The 22,366-nt window shown below is 67.2% G+C and carries 14 protein-coding genes and 1 pseudogene; 12 read left to right on the top strand and 3 right to left on the bottom strand.

What is annotated here, in order from left to right:
• Nucleotides 1–24: 24 nt before the first annotated feature.
• Nucleotides 25–1,272, bottom strand: a complete 1,248-nt coding sequence (locus WDC87_RS04280) for an arsenic transporter (RefSeq protein WP_072167088.1) — start codon at nt 1,270–1,272, stop codon at nt 25–27.
• A gap of 461 nt (nt 1,273–1,733) precedes the next feature.
• On the opposite strand from WDC87_RS04280, the pseudogene WDC87_RS04275 reads away from it, so the two are divergent.
• A pseudogene (locus tag WDC87_RS04275) lies at nt 1,734–1,964 on the top strand (penicillin-binding protein); the annotation flags it as partial.
• Between the two features lie 106 nt (nt 1,965–2,070).
• Nucleotides 2,071–2,283 (top strand): hypothetical protein, encoded by a 213-nt coding sequence (locus tag WDC87_RS04270; RefSeq protein WP_252744995.1) that lies wholly within the window; start codon nt 2,071–2,073, stop codon nt 2,281–2,283.
• A 97-nt stretch (nt 2,284–2,380) separates the two neighbouring features.
• Here the strand turns inward: WDC87_RS04270 and WDC87_RS04265 are convergent, their stop codons facing one another.
• On the bottom strand, nt 2,381–2,941 hold the full coding sequence (locus WDC87_RS04265; RefSeq protein WP_227836728.1) for a fasciclin domain-containing protein: 561 nt from the start codon (nt 2,939–2,941) through the stop codon (nt 2,381–2,383).
• A 423-nt stretch (nt 2,942–3,364) separates the two neighbouring features.
• Here WDC87_RS04265 and WDC87_RS04260 point away from each other — a divergent pair, with 423 nt between their 5' ends.
• From WDC87_RS04260 to WDC87_RS04225, 8 genes are all read left to right on the top strand, one after another.
• Nucleotides 3,365–6,493, top strand: a complete 3,129-nt coding sequence (locus tag WDC87_RS04260) for a TonB-dependent receptor (protein WP_188240995.1) — start codon at nt 3,365–3,367, stop codon at nt 6,491–6,493.
• Between the two features lie 130 nt (nt 6,494–6,623).
• Complete coding sequence (locus WDC87_RS04255; protein ID WP_252744994.1) at nt 6,624–7,382, top strand: SapC family protein; 759 nt, start codon at nt 6,624–6,626, stop codon at nt 7,380–7,382.
• Nucleotides 7,383–7,385: 3 nt separating this feature from the next.
• Nucleotides 7,386–8,408 (top strand): cupin-like domain-containing protein, encoded by a 1,023-nt coding sequence (locus WDC87_RS04250; RefSeq protein WP_188240996.1) that lies wholly within the window; start codon nt 7,386–7,388, stop codon nt 8,406–8,408.
• 11 nt (nt 8,409–8,419) lie between these two features.
• Entirely contained in the window at nt 8,420–9,952 is a 1,533-nt protein-coding gene (locus tag WDC87_RS04245; protein ID WP_069138495.1) for a tryptophan halogenase family protein, read from the top strand.
• A gap of 166 nt (nt 9,953–10,118) precedes the next feature.
• Nucleotides 10,119–11,612: a xylulokinase gene (xylB, locus tag WDC87_RS04240; protein ID WP_252744993.1), complete on the top strand. Its 1,494-nt coding sequence runs from the start codon at nt 10,119–10,121 to the stop codon at nt 11,610–11,612.
• A 43-nt stretch (nt 11,613–11,655) separates the two neighbouring features.
• Nucleotides 11,656–12,990, top strand: a complete 1,335-nt coding sequence (gene xylA, locus WDC87_RS04235) for a xylose isomerase (protein WP_111128083.1) — start codon at nt 11,656–11,658, stop codon at nt 12,988–12,990.
• Nucleotides 12,991–13,039: 49 nt separating this feature from the next.
• The gene (locus WDC87_RS04230) at nt 13,040–14,449 is read left to right on the top strand and encodes a sugar porter family MFS transporter (protein WP_252744992.1); all 1,410 of its coding nucleotides are present in this window, start codon (nt 13,040–13,042) and stop codon (nt 14,447–14,449) included.
• Nucleotides 14,446–17,004, top strand: a complete 2,559-nt coding sequence (locus tag WDC87_RS04225; RefSeq protein WP_252744991.1) for an exo 1,3/1,4-beta-D-glucan glucohydrolase — start codon at nt 14,446–14,448, stop codon at nt 17,002–17,004. The genes WDC87_RS04230 and WDC87_RS04225 overlap by 4 nt, the downstream gene beginning before the upstream one ends.
• A gap of 8 nt (nt 17,005–17,012) precedes the next feature.
• On the opposite strand, the gene WDC87_RS04220 is transcribed toward WDC87_RS04225, so the two are convergent.
• Complete coding sequence (locus WDC87_RS04220) at nt 17,013–18,071, bottom strand: LacI family DNA-binding transcriptional regulator (RefSeq protein WP_252744990.1); 1,059 nt, start codon at nt 18,069–18,071, stop codon at nt 17,013–17,015.
• Nucleotides 18,072–18,178: 107 nt separating this feature from the next.
• Between WDC87_RS04220 and WDC87_RS04215 the strand changes: the two genes are divergently transcribed.
• Nucleotides 18,179–20,338, top strand: coding sequence for an alpha-glucuronidase family glycosyl hydrolase (locus WDC87_RS04215; RefSeq protein WP_336331286.1), 2,160 nt, complete (start codon nt 18,179–18,181; stop codon nt 20,336–20,338).
• The gene (locus WDC87_RS04210; protein ID WP_252744988.1) at nt 20,335–22,323 is read left to right on the top strand and encodes a sialate O-acetylesterase; all 1,989 of its coding nucleotides are present in this window, start codon (nt 20,335–20,337) and stop codon (nt 22,321–22,323) included. The genes WDC87_RS04215 and WDC87_RS04210 overlap by 4 nt, the downstream gene beginning before the upstream one ends.
• Nucleotides 22,324–22,366: the final 43 nt, after the last annotated feature.

The raw sequence follows: 22,366 nt of genomic DNA, 5'->3' as shown, positions 1-22,366 counted from the left end.
CAGCGCATGCCGCTTGCGCGCCGATCAGAGCAGCAGTAGTGCTCCGATCAACGCCGGCGGCATCACCAGCGCGCCGACGCGCAGGAAGTCGAGCGCGCTGACATGCTCGCCCTCGCGGCGCAGCGCCACCAGCCACAGCATTGTCGCCAGCGAACCGGTGACCGACAGGTTGGGCCCCAGATCCACGCCGACCAGCAATGCGGCACGGGTCTGCGCCGGCAGGTCGGCCATCTGCCCCAGCGAACCGGCGGCCAGGCCGACCGGCAGATTGTTGGCCACGTTGCTCAGCAGCGCAGCCGCGCCACCGGCCAGCCAGCTGGCCTGGCGGGGAGATGCCTGCGCCAGAGCCTGCAGCGCGCTGGCCGCGCTCTGGATGACACCGGTCTGCGCCACCGCTTCCACCAGCACGAACAGTCCCGCCACCAGCGGCAGCACGCCCCAGGACACGTGTCGCAGCAGTGGCAGCGGGCTGCGCCTCTGGCGGATCGCCACCACGGCCACACTCAGCGTGCCCGCACAGAACGTGGTCAGGCCCAATGGCCCGTTCAAGGCGGACGTGACCAGCAACACGGTGCCGGTGAACAGCACGCCCAGTGCGCTCAGCCGGCCGCCGTCGGTCAACGGGCGATGCGCCGGCGCGGCCACCAGCGGCTGGGCGATCTCGCGCCGGTGCACCCAGCGCAGGACCAGATAGGTGGCACCGATCGCCGCCGCCGACGGGAGCGCGAACTGCGCCAGCCACTGCAGCAGCGGCGGCAGGTGCTGGCCGTACACCACCAGGTTGGCCGGATTGGAAATGGGCAGCACGAAGCTGGCCGCATTGGCGATGAAGGCACAGACAAACAGGTAGGGCAGGGGGTTGGCGCGCGCCGCCTTGCAGGCGGCGTAGACCGCCGGCGTCAGCACTACGGCCGTTGCATCGTTGGACAGGAACACCGTCACCAGCGTGCCGACCAGGAACACCAGGTCGAACAGGCGTCGCCCGGATCCGCCCGCATGCCGCACCGCGTACAACGCCAGCCAATCGAACAGGCCTTCGCGCCGCGCCAGTTCGGCCAGCACCATCATGCCGACCAGGAACAGGTAGACGTCGCGGCCTTCGGCCACTGCGCCCCATGCAGTGTGCAGCGACACGGCGCCCAGCAGCGGCAACACGGCGGCAGCGCCCAGCGCCCACACATATTCGGGGATGCGGAAAGGACGGAACAGCAGGCCGAGGGTGGCAACGGCGACCGCTGCCCAGATCAGGAGGGGGGCTTGGGAGGCAAGCATGGAGTGGGGCTTCAGCGGCACCTGCAGCGACCCCGGCGCAGGGGGGCCTGGCGCGCGCGATCAGCGGATGGGCGGCCGCTGCAATCATCGCAGGTTCCGGGTCGCCGCATCATACCGTGCAGCGCTGCATGGCGACCGCTGCGGACGACCGCGTTGCAGGTGGGCCGGGGGTGGCGCCCAGCCCACGTTCAGCACGCAAGCGCGCCATGACTTCAGGCACTGCAGTGTGACTACACATGTAGTCACACTGCGCGCACACTCATTGGACGAGATTGCGATGCCAGGATCCTGCTGGTTGTCCTGCGCCCTGGCCCTGGTGTTCGGCATCGCCGGGCCACCCAAGCGGCGACGCGTGCCGAAGCCCTCGCCGCGATCAAGCGCAACGCGCGCGGCGCGCATTCCGACGCGGTCCTGGTGATGCACGACCGGGAGACGCTGCTTGAGTTGAAGCCCGCCGCCGGAGCCAGATCTCCGCGCGCGGACTGAAGCGCGCCGATCTCTACGACATCACACGGGGACCGGTCGTCGGCTTTGCCGCCAACGGCTACCTGGGCCAATACCTGATGATCGTCCCGGAACAGCGGGTGGTCGCCGTGCGTCTGGTCCACCGGCGCGAGACCCACAGCGCTCCACAGGACGACTATCCCTCCTTCTTCGCCGATGTCCTGCAGTTGGCGCGGACACTGCGATAGGCCCTGTCGCCATCATGTCCACGCGCGCTGAACATCTTCCTGGAGCGTTCTTCACTGGCGTGCCGCGTAAAGTGGGATGACATCTTGGCCGCACACCAACTTAGGCATGTTTGATTATCAGGACTGGACCTTCCACGCCAATGGCCGAACGGTAGTGGCGCGGGTAGCGCTGGACGGCGAAGGTGGCGGCACCATCAACCGCTACCAGCTGGTGCCGGGGCCGGCGCAGTCGGGGCTGTGCATCAAGGTCGCCTCCCAGGACGAGGCCGCGCAGAAACTGGAGGCCGAAGTGACCAAGCTGCTCGGGCCGGAGTGGTAGCTACTACGCCATGCCGGGCAGGGATCCGCATGGTGACGTCGGGATGACCGGGCCCGGGCAACGGGCATCGCGCCGGATGCCCGTTGCGTGAGGCCGCTTACCTGGGCATCAGCACGGTGTCGACCACGTGGATGACGCCGTTGGACTGGCCGACATCTGCAATGCTGATGCCTGCCTTTCCACCCTTTGCGTCGATGACCCAGAGCTTGCCATCGTGGAGCGCCACGGTGAGAGGCTCACCCTGCACGGTCTTCAGGGTGGCCTTGCCGCCGTGCTTGCGGGCATCGGCCAGAAGCTGGGCCGAACTGTAGCTGCCCGGGACGACGTGGTAGGTCAGGATCCGGGTCAGCTGTGCCTTGTTTTCAGGCTTCACCAGTGTATCGACAGTGCCTGCAGGCAGCTTGTCGAAGGCCGCATTGGTGGGCGCGAAAACAGTGAAGGGCCCGGCGCCGTTGAGGGTGTCGACCAGGCCGGCTGCTTTGACCGCTGCAACCAGCGTGGTGTGATCCTTGGAATTGACGGCGTTCTCGACGATGGTCCTGGTGGGGTACATTTCTGCCCCGCCCACGATGACGGTGTTGGCGGCGAAAACCGAGGAGCCGGACGAAACGAGTACGGCGAAGCCGACTGCGGCGGCGATGCGCTGAAGAGCGTTCACGGTGCGTTCCTTTCTGGATGACCCGCAAGTGCGGGCATCTTTCCTACGTCGGGTGAGCGTGACCGGATGCAGCAACGGCCGAGTCATCAGCTGTTTGGCGCGCAGGCGGTTTTGCTGCGCTGCATGGTGACAACGGCGAACCTCGGTGATTACTCTCCGCTGCAACGCGATGGTAGCGCTACCAGTCGGACGGGGATCCAGGGTCCGGGAGGCTGCCTTCTTTGCCGCGTGTTTGTCCTGGCAGGCTTGAAAAGCAAGTGTAAGTCGCGGCGTGCCCGAGCACCCGTGCTGTTCGGTTTGGAATGCGGGCCACGCCCGTGCGTGCCCCTGGGAGGGGGCGGTACATCCATTCGATCGTATGTCAGAGGGGACTTTCATGAGCACCTGCAGTTTCCGTGGCACCCCGGGCCCGAGGTCCGGTTCATGAGCCGCGCGTTGGCGAAGTTCCGGTCCCGGGCCATGTTCACCTTCGTGGGTGGTGCCCTGGTCATCAATCCCGCCTTTGCGCAGGACGCCGCACCGGCGACCGGGCCGCAGCCGCAGAGCCAGTCGCAACCCACCCAGCTTGATGCAGTGCAGGTCACGGGCATACGCAACAGCCTGAGCCAGGCCATGGACATCAAGCGCGACTCGGCGGGCGTGGTCGACGCGATCAGTGCCGAGGACATCGGCAAGTTCCCCGATACCAATCTTGCCGAGTCGTTGCAGCGCATCACCGGCATCTCCATCGAGCGCCGTGACGGCGAGGGTGCGCAGGTGACCGCGCGTGGCTTCGGCCCCCAGTTCAACATGGTCACGCTCAACGGTCGGCAGATGCCAGGTGCCGATGCATTCGGTGCCTCTGGACAGGTCGCCATCGGCGGTGTCGACGGCGGCACCCGCGCCTTCAATTTCGCGCAGCTGGCCGCCGAGGCCATCAATGGTATCGAGGTCTACAAGACCAGCCAGGCGCAGGTGCCCAGCGGTGGCATCGGTGCGACGATCAACATCCTGACCTCGCGTCCGCTCGATCACGCCGGCATCGTGGCCAGCGCCGGGGCGAAGCTGGTGTCCGACCAGAGCCAGCCGTTCGACAATGACCTGACACCGGAGCTGTCGGGCATCTTCAGTTACAGCAATCCGGAAAAGACCTTTGGCGTCAGCGTCAGCGCGAGCCAGCAGAAGCGCAAGGGTGGCTCGGTGCAGGCCACGGAGAACTACTGGAACGTGCAGCCGTGGACAGGGTCGATGCCGGGCAACCCGACCGTGGTCAATGCTCCGGCCGTCGGCCAGCTTTACGCGCGGCCCAACGACCTGCGCTACGCGTTCTCCGAATTCGAGCGCGAACGCGTCAACGGCCAGGCCGTGCTGCAGTTCGCACCGACGGACAGCCTGACTCTGACCGTGGATTACACCTACTCGACCAACGAGATCACCGAGAATCGTGGCGAGCAGGGCATGTGGTTGCAGAACAGCAACTACACCAACGTCGAGTTCGACACCGGTGGCGCCGTCGCGACGCCGGTCTACATCCGTGAAATCGCCGGCACCAAGGATTTCGGCCTGGAGCAGCAGCGCAGCATGCAGGAGTACAAGCTGGGTTCGCTGGGCTTCAACGCCGTCTGGAATGTCAGCGACCGCTTCAAGCTCAGCTTCGATGCGCACAACTCGAAGAACGAGAGCCGCCCGAATGATCCGCTCACCGGCGGTGGTTCGATCTTCATGAGCATCGCCGGCACCAACAACTGTACCCGTGGCCCGCATTGCGGTGGCTCCTGGGTGCAGGAGCTGAACTTCAACAATGGCCTGCCGGTTGGCACCCAGGTCTGGTATCCCAGCACCGCCGATGCGCTCGCCGGGACCAATGGCGTGGTCAATCCGGGCTTCCAGGAAGGCGAGGTTGGCACGCAGGTGCTGCGCGTCAACGCGCAGACCCAGATCAGCGAGATCAAGCAGGCGCGCGTCGATGGCGAATGGAACTTCGACCACGGGCGCTTCCAGTTCGGCGTGGACACCAACAAGTCCACCACCCACCGCATCCAGGCCGCCGAGGCCTACTCGACCCTGGGCGACTGGGGCGTGGCCAACGTGGACCGGGATACCGCCGCAGGCCTGATGGACCTGCTGCAGCCGGTCAGCATCGTCGGCCTGTTCGACGACTACAGTGCCAACAGCTGGCCCGCCTGGCGCGGCAATGCCGGGCAGCTCGCGCAATGGGCATCGCGCGAGTACGGCGTCGGCCTGGGTGTGAACCCGCAACGCGCGGCCGACAACTTCGTCGAAGAAAAGACCAAGGCGGCGTACTTCCAGGTGGAGCTGGACGGGGAGCTGGGTGGCATGCGCACCAACACCCGCCTGGGCGTGCGCTATGAAACCACTGACGTGGTGTCGACCTCGGTCATTGCCGTCCCCGAGTCCATCGAGTGGCAGGCCAACAACGATTTCCGCATCGTGCTGTCCGATGAGCAGCAGCCCTTCACAGAGAAGGCGCGCTACAGCTACATCCTGCCCAACCTTGATTTCAGCATCGACCTCACCGAGGAACTGAAGGGCCGCGTTTCGTTCGGCAAGAGCATCGCCCGCGCGCCGTACGGCAATCTCTATGCAGGACCCGGGGCCCAGCAGCCGTTCGGCTCGGTGCTGATCGACCCCTCGTCGCGCGCCAGCGGCAACTCGCAGAACCCGAGCCTGAAGCCGCTGGAATCGGACAACCTCGACCTGGGGCTGGAGTGGTACTTCGCCGATGCCAGCTATGTGTCATTGACCTACTGGAACAAGTCGGTCAGCAACTTCATCGGCAACACCGTCGTCCAGGAAAGCCTCTACGGCCTCACCGACCCGACCTCCGGGCCGGATGCGCGGGCGGCGTTGGACTTCCTGACCAGCGGCGCCTGCGTCGCCCAGGTCGGGCCGGCCAATGCCGCTGCCTGCTCGGCCAACGACACCTCGCTGTTCACCGCGCTGGCATTGCTGCGAAACAATCCTGCCGGCCTCGGCGCCTACAACGGCACTGATGCGCAGGTGCTGGCCACCGAAGCGGCCTACGATCTGTATGGGCAGCCCAACGATCCGCTGTACCAGTTCAACGTCAATCGCCCGATCAACCAGAACAAATCCAAGCTGCATGGCTGGGAGCTGGGCGGCCAGTACTTCTTCGGTGACACCGGCTTCGGCGTGCTGGCCAACTACACCGTGGTCAAAGGTGATGTCGGCTACAACAATGGCGGCGATCCGGGCATCGACCAGTTCTCGCTCACCGGCCTGAGCGACACCGCCAACGCCATGCTGATGTACGAGAAGTACGGGTGGTCGGTGCGCCTGGCATGGAACTGGCGCGACCAGTACCTGATCCTGGCCAACCAGGGCTCCAGCCGCAATCCGTACTATGTGGAGCCGTACGAGCAGTGGGATCTCAGCGTCAACTACGCGCTGGATGACCACTGGTCCTTCAGCCTGGAGGCGATCAACCTGACCGGTGAGGATGTGCGGTGGCGCTCGCGCACGTCGCAGATGATCGTCAAGCTGGCAGACCAGAGCCCGCGCTACATGCTGGGCGTACGCTACAAGTTCTGAGCCTGGTTGCCGATGCGTCCGGCACGGCACCGCTGCCCGCCAGCGTTGCCGCGCCGGGACGGTGTCGCCGCACCTGTCGCGCCTGCGCTACGCTGCCGGCCAGCCACCCCGCACTGGACTGGATACCCTGATGGCCCGCTATGAAATGCTCAACAACATCGCGCATCGGGACCTGAAGGTCGCCACCGGATTCGGGCCGCAGTTCGGCGATGCCGTGGGCATGGTGCCGGCCTATCCCAGCGAGTTCGCCGAACTGCAGCGTGAGTATCCGATCTTCCTGCGCAGGGATACCGGGACGAAGGCGTGGCAGTCCGTGGCCCTGCTGGGTTTCGAACAACACGAGAACCTGTTCCTGCAGGACGGGCGCTGGAATGCTTCCTACCTGCCAGGCGCGGCGGCCAAAGGGCCGTTCCTGATCGGCTTCCAGGAGCACTACGTGGATGGCGTGCTCACCCAGGATTCGGTGATGCACGTGGACCTGGACCATCCGCGCGTCACCGCCGGCGCCGGTGTGCCGGTGTTCCTGCCGCAGGGCGGCAACACGCCCTACCTGGACCACATCGCCGGCGTTCTGCGCGGCATCCACGAGGGCAGTGCCTTCGCGGCCGGTATGTTCACGATGCTCGACGACTGCGGCCTCATCCAGCCGGTCACGCTCGACGTGCAGATCGCGGCGCACCACCGGGTGAGCGTGAGCGGATTGCACGGCATCGACCGCGAGCGCCTGGCGGCGCTGGACAGTTCGCGCCTGGCTGCGTTGAACCGCGCCGGTTACCTGGAAGGTGCATACCTGATGCTTGCCTCTCTGCATAACATGCGCCGCCTGATCGCCGAGAAGCAGCGCCGTCTCCGCGTCCAGCACGGCACCGCGCAGGCGGCCAGGAACTGACCGGTGCACGCCAGCCTGCCGATGCGGATCCTGGAAGGCATCGATCCTGCCGCCTTGCCACTGGCGGCCCTGGTGGAGGCCGGTGACCCGGTCGTACTGCGCGGCATCGCCACCGATTGGCCACTGGTCCAGGCCGGGCTGGGCGGGGTGCAGGACGCAATGGCGTACCTGTGCAGCGTCGATGCGGGTGCGCCCATCCAGTACTCGTTCGGCGGCGCCGAGATCGGGGGGCGCCCGTTCTACAGCGCGGACTTCACCCGGTTGAACTTCGAAGTACGGCGCGGTGGGCTGGCCCAGGTGCTGGAAGAGATCGCCATGACGCTGCATGCACCGCAACCGCCAACCTACTACGTGGCCTCGCTGCCGATCGCGCGGGCACTGCTACCGGCATTCGCGCAGGCCAACGACGCCGGTCTGGCCAAGCAGGGCATCGACGCCACCGCCAGCATCTGGATCGGCAACCGGGTGACGGCCTCGTGCCATTTCGACACACCCGACAACCTCGCCTGCTGCGCGGTGGGGCAGCGCGAGTTCACCCTGTTCCCGCCCGACCAGATCGACAATCTGTATCCGGGCCCGCTCGATCCCACGCCGGGGGGACAGGTGGTCAGCGTGGTGGACTTCGAACAGCCCGACTTCGATCGGCATCCACGTTTCCGCGAGGCGCTGGCGCACGCGCGCCGCGCGGTGCTTGGGCCCGGCGATGCGATCTTCATCCCCAGCATGTGGTGGCACCATGTACGCAGCCTGGAACCGTTCAACGTGCTGGTGAACTACTGGTGGCGAAGCTCGCCGACTTGGCTGGGATCCGCGCTGGCGGCGCTGCACCACGCGATGTGGGCCGTGCGTGATCTGCCGGCGCGCGAAAAGCAGGCCTGGGAAGGGCTCTTCCGCTACTACGCATTCGGCCCTGGCGAGCGCGCGGGGCAGCACCTGCCTGACGCCGCGCGCGGGGATCTGGCACCGTTCGACGAGCAGCGCGCCCGCCGCATGCGCGCGATGCTGCTGGGCAGGCTCAACCGTTGAGAGAGGGCACCATGTTGGATACCCAGAGCACGCCTTCAGGGCGCATCCGCAAGGTGGTCATTGCCGGTGGCGGTACGGCGGGTTGGCTGGCCGGCTGCGCGCTTGCGCACCAGTTCCGTGACCAGCTGCAGATCACGCTGGTCGAGTCCGAGCAGATCGGCACGGTCGGTGTCGGTGAGTCCACTGTGCCGCCGATCCGCACCTTCCACCGCTTCCTGCAGATCGACGAGCAGGAGTTCCTGCGCGCGGTGGCCGGCACCTTCAAGCTGTCGATCTCGTTCGAGAACTGGCGCCTGCCGGGCGATCGCTTCTTCCATCCGTTCGGCACCATCGGCCATGGCACCTGGGCGGCCCCCTTCCATCACTTCTGGCTGGACAGCCTGCGCCGCGGCATGCCCTCGGACCTGGGCGACTTCTGCCTGGAGAGCATCGCCTCGCGTGGCGACCGCTTCTCGCTGCACACCCAGCCGCAGGCCAGCTATGCGTATCACTTCGATGCCGGGCTGTATGCGAGGTTCCTGCGCGGTAGGGCCGAGGCACACGGCCTGCGCCGGATCGAAGGCCGGATCGCCCAGGTCAGGCAGCACGCGCACGACGGGTCGGTGCAGGCGCTGGTGCTGGACGACGGCCAGGTGATCGAGGGCGATCTGTTCATCGACTGCACCGGCTTCCGCGGCCTGCTGATCGAGCAGGCACTGGGCACCGGCTACGAGGACTGGCACGAATGGCTGCCATGCGACCGGGCCGTGGCGGTGCAGACCGAAGCGGTGGCGCCGCCGGTACCCTATACCCGGGCGATCGCCCACGAGGCGGGGTGGCGCTGGCACATCGCGCTGCAGCACCGCGTTGGCTGCGGGCTGGTGTATGACAGCCGCCATCTGTCCGATGACGAGGCCGCCGCGAAACTGTTGCGCGATGCCGGGGCTCCACCCTTGCGCGATCCATGGAAGGTGCCGTTCCGCAGTGGACGCCGGCTGAAGGCCTGGAACAGGAACGTGGTGTCGCTCGGGCTGGCCAGCGGCTTCATCGAGCCGCTGGAGTCGACCAGCATCCATCTGACGATCAGCGCGGTAGTGCGCCTGATCCAGCTGTTCCCGTTCGACGGCATCAGTGCGTCGCTGGTGCAGCTGTACAACGATGTCAGCCGCCAGGAAATGGAGCACGTGCGCGACTTCATCATCCTGCACTACCACGCCACGCAGCGCAGCGAACCGATGTGGAAGGCCTGTCGCGAGATGCGCGTGCCGGAATCGCTGCAGCAGCGGCTGCAGGCGTGGCGCGAGCGTGCACATGCGTGGCAGGACCCCGGCGAGCTGTTCCGTGTCGAATCCTGGACCAGCGTGCTGCTCGGGCAGGGCATCGCGCCCGGTCCTGCCCACCCGCTGGCGCGGGCCGTGAGTGATGTCGATCTGCGCACCTTGTTGAAGGGCATCCAAAGGCCTGTGCAGCAGGCCGCCGCGCAGATGCCGGCGCAGGCGGAGTTCATCGCGCAGTACTGCAGGTCCGGCGTGGACGTATGGCGTTCGACGACGGCGAGCACGTAGCAGGGTTTTGCGATGCAGCACGCTTTTTCCGCTGCAGCTGGTTACAGTGCGGCAACACCGCGGGCGATGACGCGCGCGGTGGCAACGAGGGGGCCGGAACACCACGCCCCCTTTTTGAGTCCACGGAATGTTAGCGCTACCTTTTTGTTGATCGGAGGCGGTTTCGATGGGTCTGGTTGCAGGGATCGATGCAGGGACGCAGAGCCTGAAGGTGCTGGTCTATGACCCGCGGAAGCAGGCGGTGGTGGCCTCGGCCAGCGCGCCGCTCGCGCTGGACAGCAGTGCCGATGGCAGCCGTGAACAGGCGCCGGCCGACTGGGTGTCGGCCCTGCGCGACTGCTTTGCCAGGATCGATCCCTCGCTGCGCGCACGCATCGTTGCGCTGGCGGTATCGGGCCAGCAGCATGGGTTCGTGCCGGTCGATGATGCTGGCGAGGTACTGGCGCCGGCCAAGCTGTGGTGCGACACCAGCACCTCGGTCGAATGCATCCAGATCATGGAGGCCGTGGGCGGGTTTCAGCGGACCATCGCGCTGGCGGGCAATCCGATCCTGGCCGGCTACACGGCCTCCAAGCTGCCCTGGACCCGGACCCACCGTGCCGACGCCTATGCGCGGCTGGCGACCATCCTGCTGCCACACGACTACCTGAATTTCGTGTTGACCGGGCAGCGGTTCTGCGAGCTTGGCGATGCGTCCGGCACCGGCTGGTTGGACGTGCGCACACGCACATGGTCGCAGGAACTGCTGCGCGCAACCGATCCTGATCGTGATCTTGCTGCCTGCCTGCCGCCGATCGCTGCGCCCGATGCCCTGTTCGATATCGCGCCGAAGGCAGCCGCCGAGTTCGGGCTGCCGGCGGCCGTGAAGATTGCCGTGGGTGGCGGCGACAACATGATGGCGGCAATCGGCACCGGCTGCGTCACGGAAGGGCGGCTGGCGATGAGCCTGGGAACCTCCGGAACGCTGTTTGCGTATTCCGGCTCGCCGGTGATCGATCCGGATGGCGCGTGGGCGGCGTTCTGCTCGTCCACGGGGGGCTGGCTGCCGCTGATCTGCACCATGAACTGCACCGTGGCCACCGAACGCATGGCCAGCGCCTTCGGTTTCAGCAGCCGAGACGGCGACGCGCATCTTCGCGCAACGCCGCCGGGGGCAGGGGGCCTGGTGATGCTGCCGTTCCTCAATGGCGAACGCACCCCTGACCTGCCGCTCGGCAAGGGTGTGCTGGCTGGCCTGGATACCGCCAATTTCACCCCGGCGCATCTCTACCGCGCCGCCATGGAGGGCGCGACCTACAGCCTGAAGTACGGCTACGACGCCTTCGTCCGCGCGGGCATGCAGTTCGATCGCATCGTGCTCACCGGGGGTGGCAGCAACAGCGCTGCCTGGCGTCAGCTGGTGGCTGATGTGTTCGGCCTGCCGGTGGAGGTCCCGATGCAGGCCGAAGGCGCGGCGTTTGGTGCGGCACTGCAGGCGCTGTGGGCGCTCGCCCGGGCGCAGGGAGAGGCCACGTTGATCTGCGACATCACCGCGCGCCACGTCACCGTCGATCCCGCGCGCTCCGCACGCCCGGATCCGGACCACAGCGATGCCTATGCACGGGCCTACGCACGCTTCCTCAGTCATCTCAATGCCATCACGCCGCTGCAGCGCGGCTGATGACTCCTCCACGACACCCCGTACAACGACAGGAGCACGCACCATGAGCACGCAGCCCTTCATCGGCGCCAAGGAATACTTCCCCGGCGTCGGCCGCATTCCGTTCGAGGGCAAGGGCTCGGACAATCCGCTTGCCTTCAAGGTCTACGATGCCAACCGGGTCATCGGTGGCAAGACCATGCAGGAGCATCTGCGCTTCGCCGTGTGCTACTGGCACACCTTCTGCAATGCCGGGCACGATCCGTTCGGCCCGGGCACCCGCCAGTTCCCGTGGGAGGCCGCCTCGCCACTGGCCACGGCCGAAGCAAAGGTGGACGCGGCGTTCGAGTTCTTCACCAAGCTGGGCGTGCCGTACTGGTGCTTCCACGATATCGACCTGGCGCCGGATGCCGACGACATCGGCCAGTACCAGAAGAACCTCTCGCATATGGTGGGCCTGGCCAAGGCACGCCAGGAGGCCACCGGCGTCAAGCTGCTGTGGGGCACGGCCAACCTGTTCTCGCACCCGCGCTACATGAACGGCGCATCGACCAATCCCGACTTCGCGGTGGTCGCGCGTGCAGCCGTGCAGGTCAAGGCCGCCCTGGAGGCCACGGTCGAACTCGGTGGCGAGCACTACGTGTTCTGGGGCGGGCGCGAGGGCTATGCGTCGCTGGCCAATACGCAGATGAAGCGCGAGATCGAGCACTTCGCACGCTTCCTGACCATGGCCCGCGACTATGGCCGCAGCATCGGCCTGAAGGGCAACTTCCTGATCGAGCCCAAGCCGATGGAGCCGATGAAGCACCAGTACGACTTCGACAGTGCCACGGTGGTGGGCTTCCTGAAGGAACACGGGCTGGACAAGGACTTCAAGCTCAACATCGAGGCCAACCACGCCACGTTGTCCGGCCATACCTTCGAGCACGACCTGCAGGTCGCGTCCGATCATGGCCTGCTCGGCAGCATCGATGCCAATCGCGGCAACGCCCAGAACGGCTGGGACACCGACCAGTTCCCCAGCGATCTGTACGACACCGTGGGCGCAATGCTGGTCGTGCTGCGCCAGGGCGGGCTGGAGGGCGGGTTGAACTTCGATGCGAAGGTGCGCCGTGAGTCGACCGACCTGGAGGATCTGTTCATTGCCCATATCGGCGGCATGGATGCGTTCGCACGCGGGCTGGAGGTTGCCCATGCACTGCTGACCGAGTCGCCGTGGGAGCAATGGCGTGCGCAGCGCTACGCAAGCTTCGATTCCGGCGCCGGCCAGGATTTCGAGCGTGGCACGCTCAGCCTGCCGGACCTTGCGGCACTGGCCGCCCGCCTCGGCGAACCGCGCCAGGCCAGCGGCAAGCAGGAGCGTTACGAAAACCTGCTCAACCAGTACCTGCTGCGTTGAACGCGGCACGCAGGCCAACGGCGGCAACGGTGCACTCAAGGGGACGGGCATGAACCAGGCAGCAGGCAGCGGTGAGAACACGCGGCTGATCGTACTGATCAGCGTGGTGGCAACGATTGGCGGTTTTCTGTTCGGCTTCGACAGCGGCGTGATCAACGGCACCCAGGATGGCCTGCACCAAGCATTCCGGTCCGGTGAATGGATGCAGGGCTTCGAGATCGCGTCGATGCTGCTGGGCTGTGCGGTGGGCGCGTTCAGTGCAGGCCGGCTGGCCGATCGCCTGGGCCGCCGCAACGTGCTGATCCTGTCGGCAGTGATGTTCCTGCTGTCGGCACTCGGTGCCGGCGCGGCGGTCTCGTCGGCCTGGTTCATTGCCGCGCGGGTGGTGGGTGGATTCGCGGTCGGCGCGGCCAGCGTGATCTCGCCGGCCTACATTGCGGAGGTCGCTCCGGCCCGTTACCGCGGACGCCTGGCTACCGTGCAGCAGATCGCGATCATCACCGGCCTCACCGCCGCGTTCCTGTCCAACTACCTGCTGGCAGCCGCAGCGGGCGCGTCGACCGAACCGCTGTGGGGCGGGCAGGCCGCCTGGCGCTGGATGTTCTGGATGCAGGCCGCGCCATCACTGGTGTTCCTGCTGCTGTTGCTGACCATTCCGGAGAGCCCGCGCTACCTGGTGGTGAAACGACGCAAGGACGACGCGCTGCGGATACTGACCCGGCTGCTGGGCAGCGACAAGGCCAGGGCCACGCTCGAGGAGATCGATGCCTCGCTGTCCAACGACCATCATCGCCCGCGACTGTCGGACCTGAAGAGCACGCTGACCGGGCGGATCCGCCCGATCGTGTGGGTCGGCGTCGGGCTGGCCTGCTTCCAGCAGCTGGTCGGCATCAACGTGGTGTTCTATTACGGCGCCGTGCTGTGGCAGGCGGTCGGCTTTTCCGAGAACGACGCGCTGCTGATCAACGTGCTGTCCGGCGCACTGAGCATCGGCGCCTGCGTGGTCACCGTGCTGCTGATTGACCGGATCGGCCGCAAGCCCCTGCTGTGGTTCGGCTCGGCCGGGATGTCGCTGTCGCTTGCACTGGTGGTGGTGGCGTTTGCCAGCGGTTCGCTGGCCGACGGGCATCTGCAGCTGCCCGGTCGCATGGGCACGCTGGCGCTGGTGGCGGCCAATGCCTACGTCGTGTTCTTCAATCTGTCCTGGGGGCCGGTGATGTGGGTGATGCTGGGCGAGATGTTCCCGAACCAGATCCGGGGTTCGGCACTGGCGGTCGCCGGCGCGGCGCAGTGGACCTCCAACTTCGTGGTCACGGTGACGTTCCCGATGCTGCTGGCCGCGGCAGGGCTGGCAGCCACCTACGGCATCTACCTGGTGGCGGCGATCATCTCGGTGGTTTTCGTGGTCCGGCATGTGCACGAGACCAAGGGCAAGGAACTGGAGCAGATGGAAGGATGAGCGCCATGACATCGCAGACCTCCTTATCCCGCAGCGGCACGCTGCTCGCGGTAGTGATGCTGGGATTGCTCGGTTGCCACGGGCAGGACCGGCCCGCCGCCACTGCGGGAACCGCCAGCGATCCGTGGCCGCAGGTCACCTGGCCACTGGCCGCGGATCCTGCGCTGGAGAAGCGGATCACCGACCTGATGGCCGGCATGACGGTGGAGGACAAGGTCGGCCAGCTGGTGCAGGGTGACATCGCCAGCGTCACCCCCGACGATGTGCGCCGCTACCGGCTCGGCTCGATCCTGGCCGGTGGCAACTCCGATCCCGGTGGCCGCTATGACGCGTCGCCGGCCGAATGGCTGGCGCTGGCCGACGCCTTCTACGACGCCTCGATGGACACTTCGAAAGGCGGCAAGGCCATTCCGCTGCTGTTCGGCATCGATGCCGTGCACGGGCAGAGCAACATCATTGGCGCCACGTTGTTCCCGCACAACAGCGGGCTGGGCGCCACGCGCAATCCGGAGCTGCTTCGGCAGATCGGTGGCATCACCGCGCTGGAGACCCGCGTTACCGGCATGGAATGGACGTTCGCGCCGACCGTTGCCGTACCCCAGGATGATCGCTGGGGACGCACCTACGAAGGCTACTCCGAATCGCCGGAGGTGGTGGCCAGCTATGCCGCCGCCATGGTGGAGGGATTGCAGGGCAGGGTGGGAACGCCGGAGTTCCTCGATGGCCGCCATGTGATCGCCTCGGTGAAGCACTTCCTCGGTGATGGCGGCACCACCGACGGCAAGGACCAGGGCGACACCCGCATTAGCGAGTCAGATCTGGTGCGCATCCACGCCGCCGGATATCCGCCGGCAATCGCTGCCGGCGCGCAGACCGCGATGGCGTCGTTCAACAGTGTCAACGGCGAAAAGATGCATGGGCACCGGCATTACCTCACCGATGTGCTCAAGGGCCGCATGAACTTCGGTGGCTTCGTGGTGGGTGACTGGAATGGTCATGGACAGGTCAAGGGCTGCACCACCACAGACTGCCCGGCCACGATCAACGCGGGCCTGGACATGGCGATGGCCTCGGACAGCTGGAAGGGGTTCTACGAGACGACGCTGGCTGCGGTGAAGGATGGGCGGATCACGCCGCAACGCCTGGACGATGCGGTGCGCCGGATCCTGCGGGTCAAGTTCCGCCTTGGGCTGTTCGAGGCCGGCAGGCCATCCACGCGGGCCGTCGGCGGGCAGTTCGCACTGATCGGCGCGCCGGCACATCGCGCGGTTGCCCGGCAGGCCGTGCGCGAGTCGCTGGTCCTGCTGAAGAACCAGAACGGCCTCCTGCCGCTGTCGCCGAAGCAGCGGATCCTCGTGGCCGGCGACGGTGCCGACGATGTCGGCAAGCAGGCCGGCGGCTGGACGCTCAACTGGCAGGGCACCGGCACCACCCGCAAGGACTTCCCCAATGCGGACACGATCTATGAGGGCATCGCGCGCCAGGCCAGGGCGGCCGGTGGTGAAGCCGTGCTTGCCGTCGACGGACGCTATGCAGTGAAGCCCGATGTGGCGGTAGTGGTGTTTGGCGAAGACCCCTATGCCGAGTTCCAGGGAGACCGGCCGACGCTGGCCTACAAGCCCGGCAACGAAACGGACCTGGCGCTGCTCAAGCGGCTCAAGGCCGAAGGTATACCGGTTGTTGCGGTTTTCCTGAGCGGGCGGCCGCTCTGGGTGAACCGGGAAATCAATGCCGCCGATGCCTTCGTGGCCGCGTGGCTGCCGGGCTCGGAAGGCGCCGGCATTGCCGATGTGCTGCTGCGCGGGAGCGATGGCCGGGTGCAGCACGACTTCAAGGGCAAGCTCAGCTTCAGCTGGCCGCGCACTGCCACCCAGTACGCCAACAACGTGGGCCAAAAGGGCTACGATCCATTGTTTGCGTTCGGCTTCGGCCTGACCTACGCCGATAACGGCGACCTGGCCGCGCTGCCGGAGGCATCGGGCGTGACCGGCAACGAAGGCGCGACCGGCGTCTTCTTCGCGCGTGGTGACGCAGGCCCTGGCATGGCACTGCGGCTCGAGGATGCCGCTGGCCAGGGCCTGACCGTGACCCGCGTACCGGACGCACTGCCCGGTGACCGGCTGAAGATCACCGGCGTGGATCATCTGGCGCAGGAGGACGGGCGACGCCTGGCCTGGTCGGGCAAGGGCGAAGCCGCCGCGGCACTGCAGTCGCACACGGCGTTGGACCTGCGGCGTGAATCGAACGGCGACCTGATGCTGCTGACCACGCTGCGGGTGGACGCTGCGCCGCAGGGTGAAGCGTGGCTGTCGGTGAGCTGCAGTGCGGGCTGCTCGGCGCGCGTCGCCATCGGGCCGGCGTTGGCGGCGCTTCCACAGGGCCAGTGGAAGCGTGTCGGCGTGCCGCTGAAGTGCCTGGCCAGGGCGGGTGCAAGGATGGACGCGATCGACCGACCGTGGTCGGTGGTGACGGGCGATGCGATGACGATCTCGGTGTCACGCGTCGCGCTGGGTGCGCTGAACGAAGCCGAGGTCACCCTCGGATGCGGAGCATGATGCCTGCGCTACCGCCGCCGGGGCGGCGCGGTGACCGAATCGCGTGCGATCAGCCGATGCGGCATCACATGATCGCGCAGCACCGTTGCGTCCGCCGCCGGACGGCGGATGGTGCGCAGCAGGATGTCGACGGCCGCGTTGGCCATCGAGGCGATGGGCTGGTGGATCGTGGTCAGTTCCGGCCACACGGTGGTGGCGGCCGAGGTGTCATCGAAACCCACGACCGACAGGTCGCGCGGCACTTCCAGCCCGCGCCGATGCGCGACGGAGATCGCGGCAGCGCCCATGTCGTCGTTGCTGGCGAAAATCGCGGTCGGTGGCCGGCGCTGGGACAGCAGCTTTTCGGCGGCAGCCAGGCCGGACCGGTAGGTGTAGTCACCGTGCTGGACCAGGCCAGGCTCCACCGCCAGCCCGGCCTCGCGCAGGGCGGTGACGAAGCCGTCGTAGCGGAGCGCACTTGCGCTCAGGTCATCGCGCCCACGGATGAAACCGATGCGGGTGTGTCCCTGCCGAAGCAGGTGATCGGTCATTTCCTTGCCGGCACTGAAATCGTCGATGCGGACGCAGGACAGGGCCTCGCTCAGGCGCCCCGATGCGATGGCCACGACCGGAATGCCTGCCTTGACCAGTTCGCTTACGGCGGCCTGCGATTCGCACAGGGGTGGCGGCAGGATCACCCCGTCGACGCGTCCGGCGAGCGCACGCGCCGCCTTGCGTTCGGATTCGGCATCCAGGTTGTCCCAGTAGTCGATGACCAGCTGGATGGCGGAACTGGAGGCGACGCGCAGCAGGCCCACCAGCAGTTCGCGCAAGTAGGCGCCGCTGGGGTTGGTGTAGATCAGCGCAATGCGCGTGTGCTGTGCGGCGGCCAGCGAACTGGCGGCAAGATTGGGCGTATAGCCCAGCTCACGCACGGCGCGCAGCACGCGCTCGCGGGTGACGTCGCGCACCTTGCCCTGGTTGATCACCCGCGACACGGTCATCGGCGAAACGCCGGCAAGGGCCGCAACCTCGTCGATCGTCACGCCTGCGGTTCTGCGGCGAACCGACTTCTTCGGCTTGTCCAATGCACGATCCCTTTGTTCTTGGTGGCGCTGCCGCGCGGGTGCGAGGGACGATGATGCGCTGCCCTGGGCCCGAACGTAGTTTACAAAGGCGCATGTTAACGCCGTTGTTGCGTGCTGTCGGCACGCGCCTGTGCGCCGTGCTCGCACTGCTGGCCTGTGCTGGCGGGGCACGGGCGGAGGATGGCTACAGGCTGTGGATGCGCTACCAGCCGGTTGCCACAACGGTCGCTGCCGTCTACCGGCGGCAGCTGGCCGAAGTGGTGGCCCCGGATGGCACGCCGATGCAGCGCGCCACCCGCGACGAGCTTGCGCGGAGCCTTTCTGGATTGCTGGGAACGGCCCCACCAATGCGAACGGCAATCACTACTGACCATGCCCTGGTGCTGGGTACGCCGCAGTCTTCGGCGCTGGTTGCCGCGTTCGGCAACGAGATCGCCACGTTGGGCGACGAGGGCTTCCTGATCCGGCAGGTCCGGACCGGGGGGCGCGATGTGCTGCTGCTGGCGGCACGCCGGGATGTAGGCGTGCTGTATGGCATGTTCCACCTGCTGCGCCTGTTGCAGCGTGGCATGCCGCTGCAGGGCCTGGACGTGCGGGAGTCGCCGCGGGTCGCACTGCGCGTGCTCGACCATTGGGACAACCTGGACCGCTACGTCGAGCGTGGCTATGCGGGCAGCTCGCTATGGGACTGGCAGACGTTGCCGCAATGGCGTGACCCGCGCTACACCGACTACGCCCGTGCCAACGCTTCGCTCGGCATCAACGGCACCGTCCTCAACAACGTCAACGCCAGTGCGCTGAGCCTGTCACCGGCCTATCTGGCCAAGGCCGCCGCGCTGGCTGACCTGTTCCGCCCCTATGGCATCCGCGTCTACCTGAGCGCACGCTTCAGTGCGCCCATCGAGCTCGGCGGCCTGGCGACGGCTGACCCGTTGGATCCCGGCGTGCGGCGCTGGTGGCGCGACAAGGTCGATGAGATCCATGCGCGCATTCCGGATTTCGGCGGCTTCCTGGTCAAGGCGAACTCGGAGGGGCAACCCGGCCCGCAGGATTACGGTCGTTCCCATGCCGACGGCGCCAACCTGCTGGCCGACGCGCTGGCGCCCTACAACGGCGTGGTGATGTGGCGGGCCTTCGTGTATTCGCACGAGGTCCCCGAGGATCGTGCCAAGCAGGCGTACAGCGAGTTTGTCGGGCTGGACGGCGCCTTCCGGCCCAACGTGATCGTGCAGGTGAAGAACGGCCCCATCGACTTCCAGCCGCGCGAGCCGTTCCATCCGCTGTTCGGCGCGATGCCACGCACGCCGCTGATGATGGAACTGCAGATCACCAAGGAATACCTGGGTTTTGCGACGCACCTGGTCTACCTGGGAACGCTCTACGAGGAAGTGCTGCAGGCCGACACGCATGCCCGCGGCGAAGGCTCCACCGTTGCCCGCGTGGTCGATGGTTCGCTGGAGGGCCACGCACTGACCGGTATCGCCGGCGTCGCCAACATCGGCATGGACCGTACCTGGAGTGGCTCGCACTTCGACCAGGCCAACTGGTACGCCTTCGGCAGACTGGCATGGAACCCGCAGCAATCCGCGCGCGCGATTGCCGAAGATTGGGCAGCGCTGACCTTCTCGCCCGACCCGCAGGTGACCGGCCCGATCGTGCGGATGATGATGGACTCGCGCGAGGCGGCAGTGGATTACATGACGCCGCTGGGCCTGCATCACCTCATGGCACGCGGCCATCACTACGGCCCCGGCCCCTGGGTGGACGGCGGCCCGCGTGCGGACTGGACGTCGGTCTACTACCACCGAGCCGATAGCAAGGGCATCGGCTTTGACCGCAGCGCCAGCGGAAGCAACGCCGTGGGCCAGTACGCCCCGCAGGTCGCCGAGGTCTATGGCGACCCCGAGCGGGTGCCCGAGTCGCTGCTGCTGTGGTTCCATCATGTGCCGTGGGACCGCCGCATGCGCTCGGGCAGGACGCTCTGGGAGGAACTGGTCGGGCGCTATTCGCGCGGCGTGCGCCAGGTGCAGTCGATGCAGGCGACCTGGGCCGGCCTGCGCGACCGGATCGATCCGCAGCGGCATCGGCACGTCGCGGCGTTCCTGCAGATCCAGCACGACGAAGCACAATGGTGGCGTGACGCCAGCGTGGCGTACTTCCAGTCACTCAGCGGACGGCCGCTGCCCGTCGGCGAACGGCCACCGCCGCAGCCATTGTCGTACTACCAGGCGTTGCAGTTTCCGTTCGCACCGGGGGATGGCCGATGAGCAGGTTCGGAGCGGTTGGTCATGCGCTGATGCTGGTGGCCATGGCCGGGTTTGCGGTGCCGGCTGCGGCGCGGGAAGTGAAGGGATTGCTGCATCCGCTGTTCAGCGATCACGCCGTCCTGCAGCGTGACCGGCCCATTGCGGTCTGGGGGCACGCAAGCCCCGGGCAGCCGGTTTCCGTGACGTTTGCCGGGCAGGCGGTAAGCACCCGGACGGACGCCGCAGGCGGCTGGCAGGCGACGCTGCCCCCGGTGGCCGCGGGCGGTCCGTACACGCTGGAGGTAAACGCTGGGACACGTCGGGAGATGGCGCGCGACGTGCTGGTCGGCGACGTGTGGCTGTGCTCGGGCCAGTCGAACATGGAGCTGCCGGTGTGGCGCTCGCTCAACGCAGCCAGCGAGATCGCCGCAGCCACGATGCCACGGATCCGGCTGTTCACCGTGCCGCAGCACGCCGCCGTGCAGGCACAGGAGAGCTTCAACGGCAGCACTGCCTGGACATCGGCAACGCCTGATACGGTGCGCGATTTCTCCGCTACCTGCTTCTACTTCGCGCGCGAACTGCAGCGCACCGTCGACGTGCCGATGGGGCTGATCGAGGCGGCGTGGGGCGGCTCTCGGATCGAGGCCTGGACCAGCGTGGGTGCACTGCGAGAGCAGGGTGGCCTGGACGAGCCCCTCGATATCCTCGCGCGGTCTGCGCGTGATCCGCTGGAGGCACGCGCAGCCTGGGGCCGCTACTGGCAGCACTGGTGGGCCACACGCGAGGGCACGCCGCCCGGCGACGCCCCATGGCGCGCGGATGCCGATGACCGAGGATGGCCGCGCGCACCGGCCACACTGGGCGCATGGGAGCGTTGGAACGAGCCCGCGCTTGCCGACTACAACGGCATGGTCTGGTATCGCACGCAGGTGATGCTGAGCGCTGAACAGGCTGCACGCGGCGCGACCCTGGAGCTGGCATCGGCCGACGAGGTGGACGTGACCTGGGTGAACGGGGTCGCCGTCGGCAGCCAGTACGGCGCCGGCAAGAGGCGCTACCCGTTGCCACGTGGCCTGCTGAAGGCAGGATCCAACAGCATTGCGGTCAACGTGCTGGACACCTACGGCGAAGGCGGCCTGGCCGGCCCCGCCACGGCATACGGCCTGCAGTTCGACAACGGTGAGCGGGTGGCACTGCAGGGTCCGTGGAAGTACCGGGTCGCGCCGGGCCAACAGGCGCCGCCATTTGCCCCCTGGCAGGCCGCCACCGGGCTGTCGACGCTGTACAACGGAATGATCGCACCGCTCGGCGCTTTCGGGCTGCGCGGCATGCTGTGGTACCAGGGTGAATCGAACACCGGTGATGGCGCGGCGTACGCGGCGCGGTTGCGTGCGCTGCGCGACGATTGGCGGCGTCAGTTCGGTGCGCGCACGCCACTGCTGCTCGTGCAGCTGGCCAGCTATGGCCAGCCACCGGTTGCGCCCGCCGACAGCGGTTGGGCGCAGGTGCGCGAGTCGCAGCGGCGCGTCGCCGCCGAGGATGCGCAGAGCGGGCTCGCCATCGCCATCGACATCGGAGATGCCTACGACATCCACCCACCGAACAAGCAGGAGCTCGGGCGCCGCCTGGCGCGCGTGGCCCGCCAGGTGGTGTACGGCGAGCAGGGTCTGGCACCGTCAGGGCCGCGGGCGGTCACCGCCGTGCGGACGCCCACGGCCGTCGCCATTGCGTTCGAGGATGTCGAAGGCGCGCTCACCGCGACCGGCGCACTGCGTCCGATCGGCTTTGAACTGTGCGAGGCCAGGGGCCATGCGCACCACTGCGAGTACGCCGAAGCCGAACTGGATGCGCGCCGGATCCTGCTGCGCGGCCCGCGGTCGACGCACGCAACGCACGTCCGCTACTGCTGGGCCGATGGCCCGGTGTGCACGCTGCGCGATCGCAGCGGGGCGCCGGCCGGCCCGTTCGAACTCCCCATTGCCGAAGCCGAGGCCCGACGATGATGACGTTGTCCACGCAGTCCCCTGTGGCCCGCGACAGGGCCGG

This window comes from Stenotrophomonas maltophilia group sp. Smal12 (assembly GCF_037079935.1).
Lineage (GTDB): Bacteria > Pseudomonadota > Gammaproteobacteria > Xanthomonadales > Xanthomonadaceae > Stenotrophomonas > Stenotrophomonas sepilia.
This window is presented reverse-complemented; position numbering and strand designations above follow the sequence as displayed.

Coding starts and splice junctions, on each gene's coding strand:
- WDC87_RS04255 (WP_252744994.1), top strand. CDS start 6,624: ATGGCCCGCTATGAAATGCTCAACAACATCGCGCATCGGGACCTGAAG.
- xylB (WP_252744993.1), top strand. CDS start 10,119: ATGGGTCTGGTTGCAGGGATCGATGCAGGGACGCAGAGCCTGAAGGTG.
- WDC87_RS04210 (WP_252744988.1), top strand. CDS start 20,335: ATGAGCAGGTTCGGAGCGGTTGGTCATGCGCTGATGCTGGTGGCCATG.
- WDC87_RS04280 (WP_072167088.1), bottom strand. CDS start 1,272: ATGCTTGCCTCCCAAGCCCCCCTCCTGATCTGGGCAGCGGTCGCCGTT.
- WDC87_RS04245 (WP_069138495.1), top strand. CDS start 8,420: ATGTTGGATACCCAGAGCACGCCTTCAGGGCGCATCCGCAAGGTGGTC.
- WDC87_RS04270 (WP_252744995.1), top strand. CDS start 2,071: ATGTTTGATTATCAGGACTGGACCTTCCACGCCAATGGCCGAACGGTA.
- WDC87_RS04225 (WP_252744991.1), top strand. CDS start 14,446: ATGAGCGCCATGACATCGCAGACCTCCTTATCCCGCAGCGGCACGCTG.
- WDC87_RS04260 (WP_188240995.1), top strand. CDS start 3,365: ATGAGCCGCGCGTTGGCGAAGTTCCGGTCCCGGGCCATGTTCACCTTC.
- WDC87_RS04230 (WP_252744992.1), top strand. CDS start 13,040: ATGAACCAGGCAGCAGGCAGCGGTGAGAACACGCGGCTGATCGTACTG.
- xylA (WP_111128083.1), top strand. CDS start 11,656: ATGAGCACGCAGCCCTTCATCGGCGCCAAGGAATACTTCCCCGGCGTC.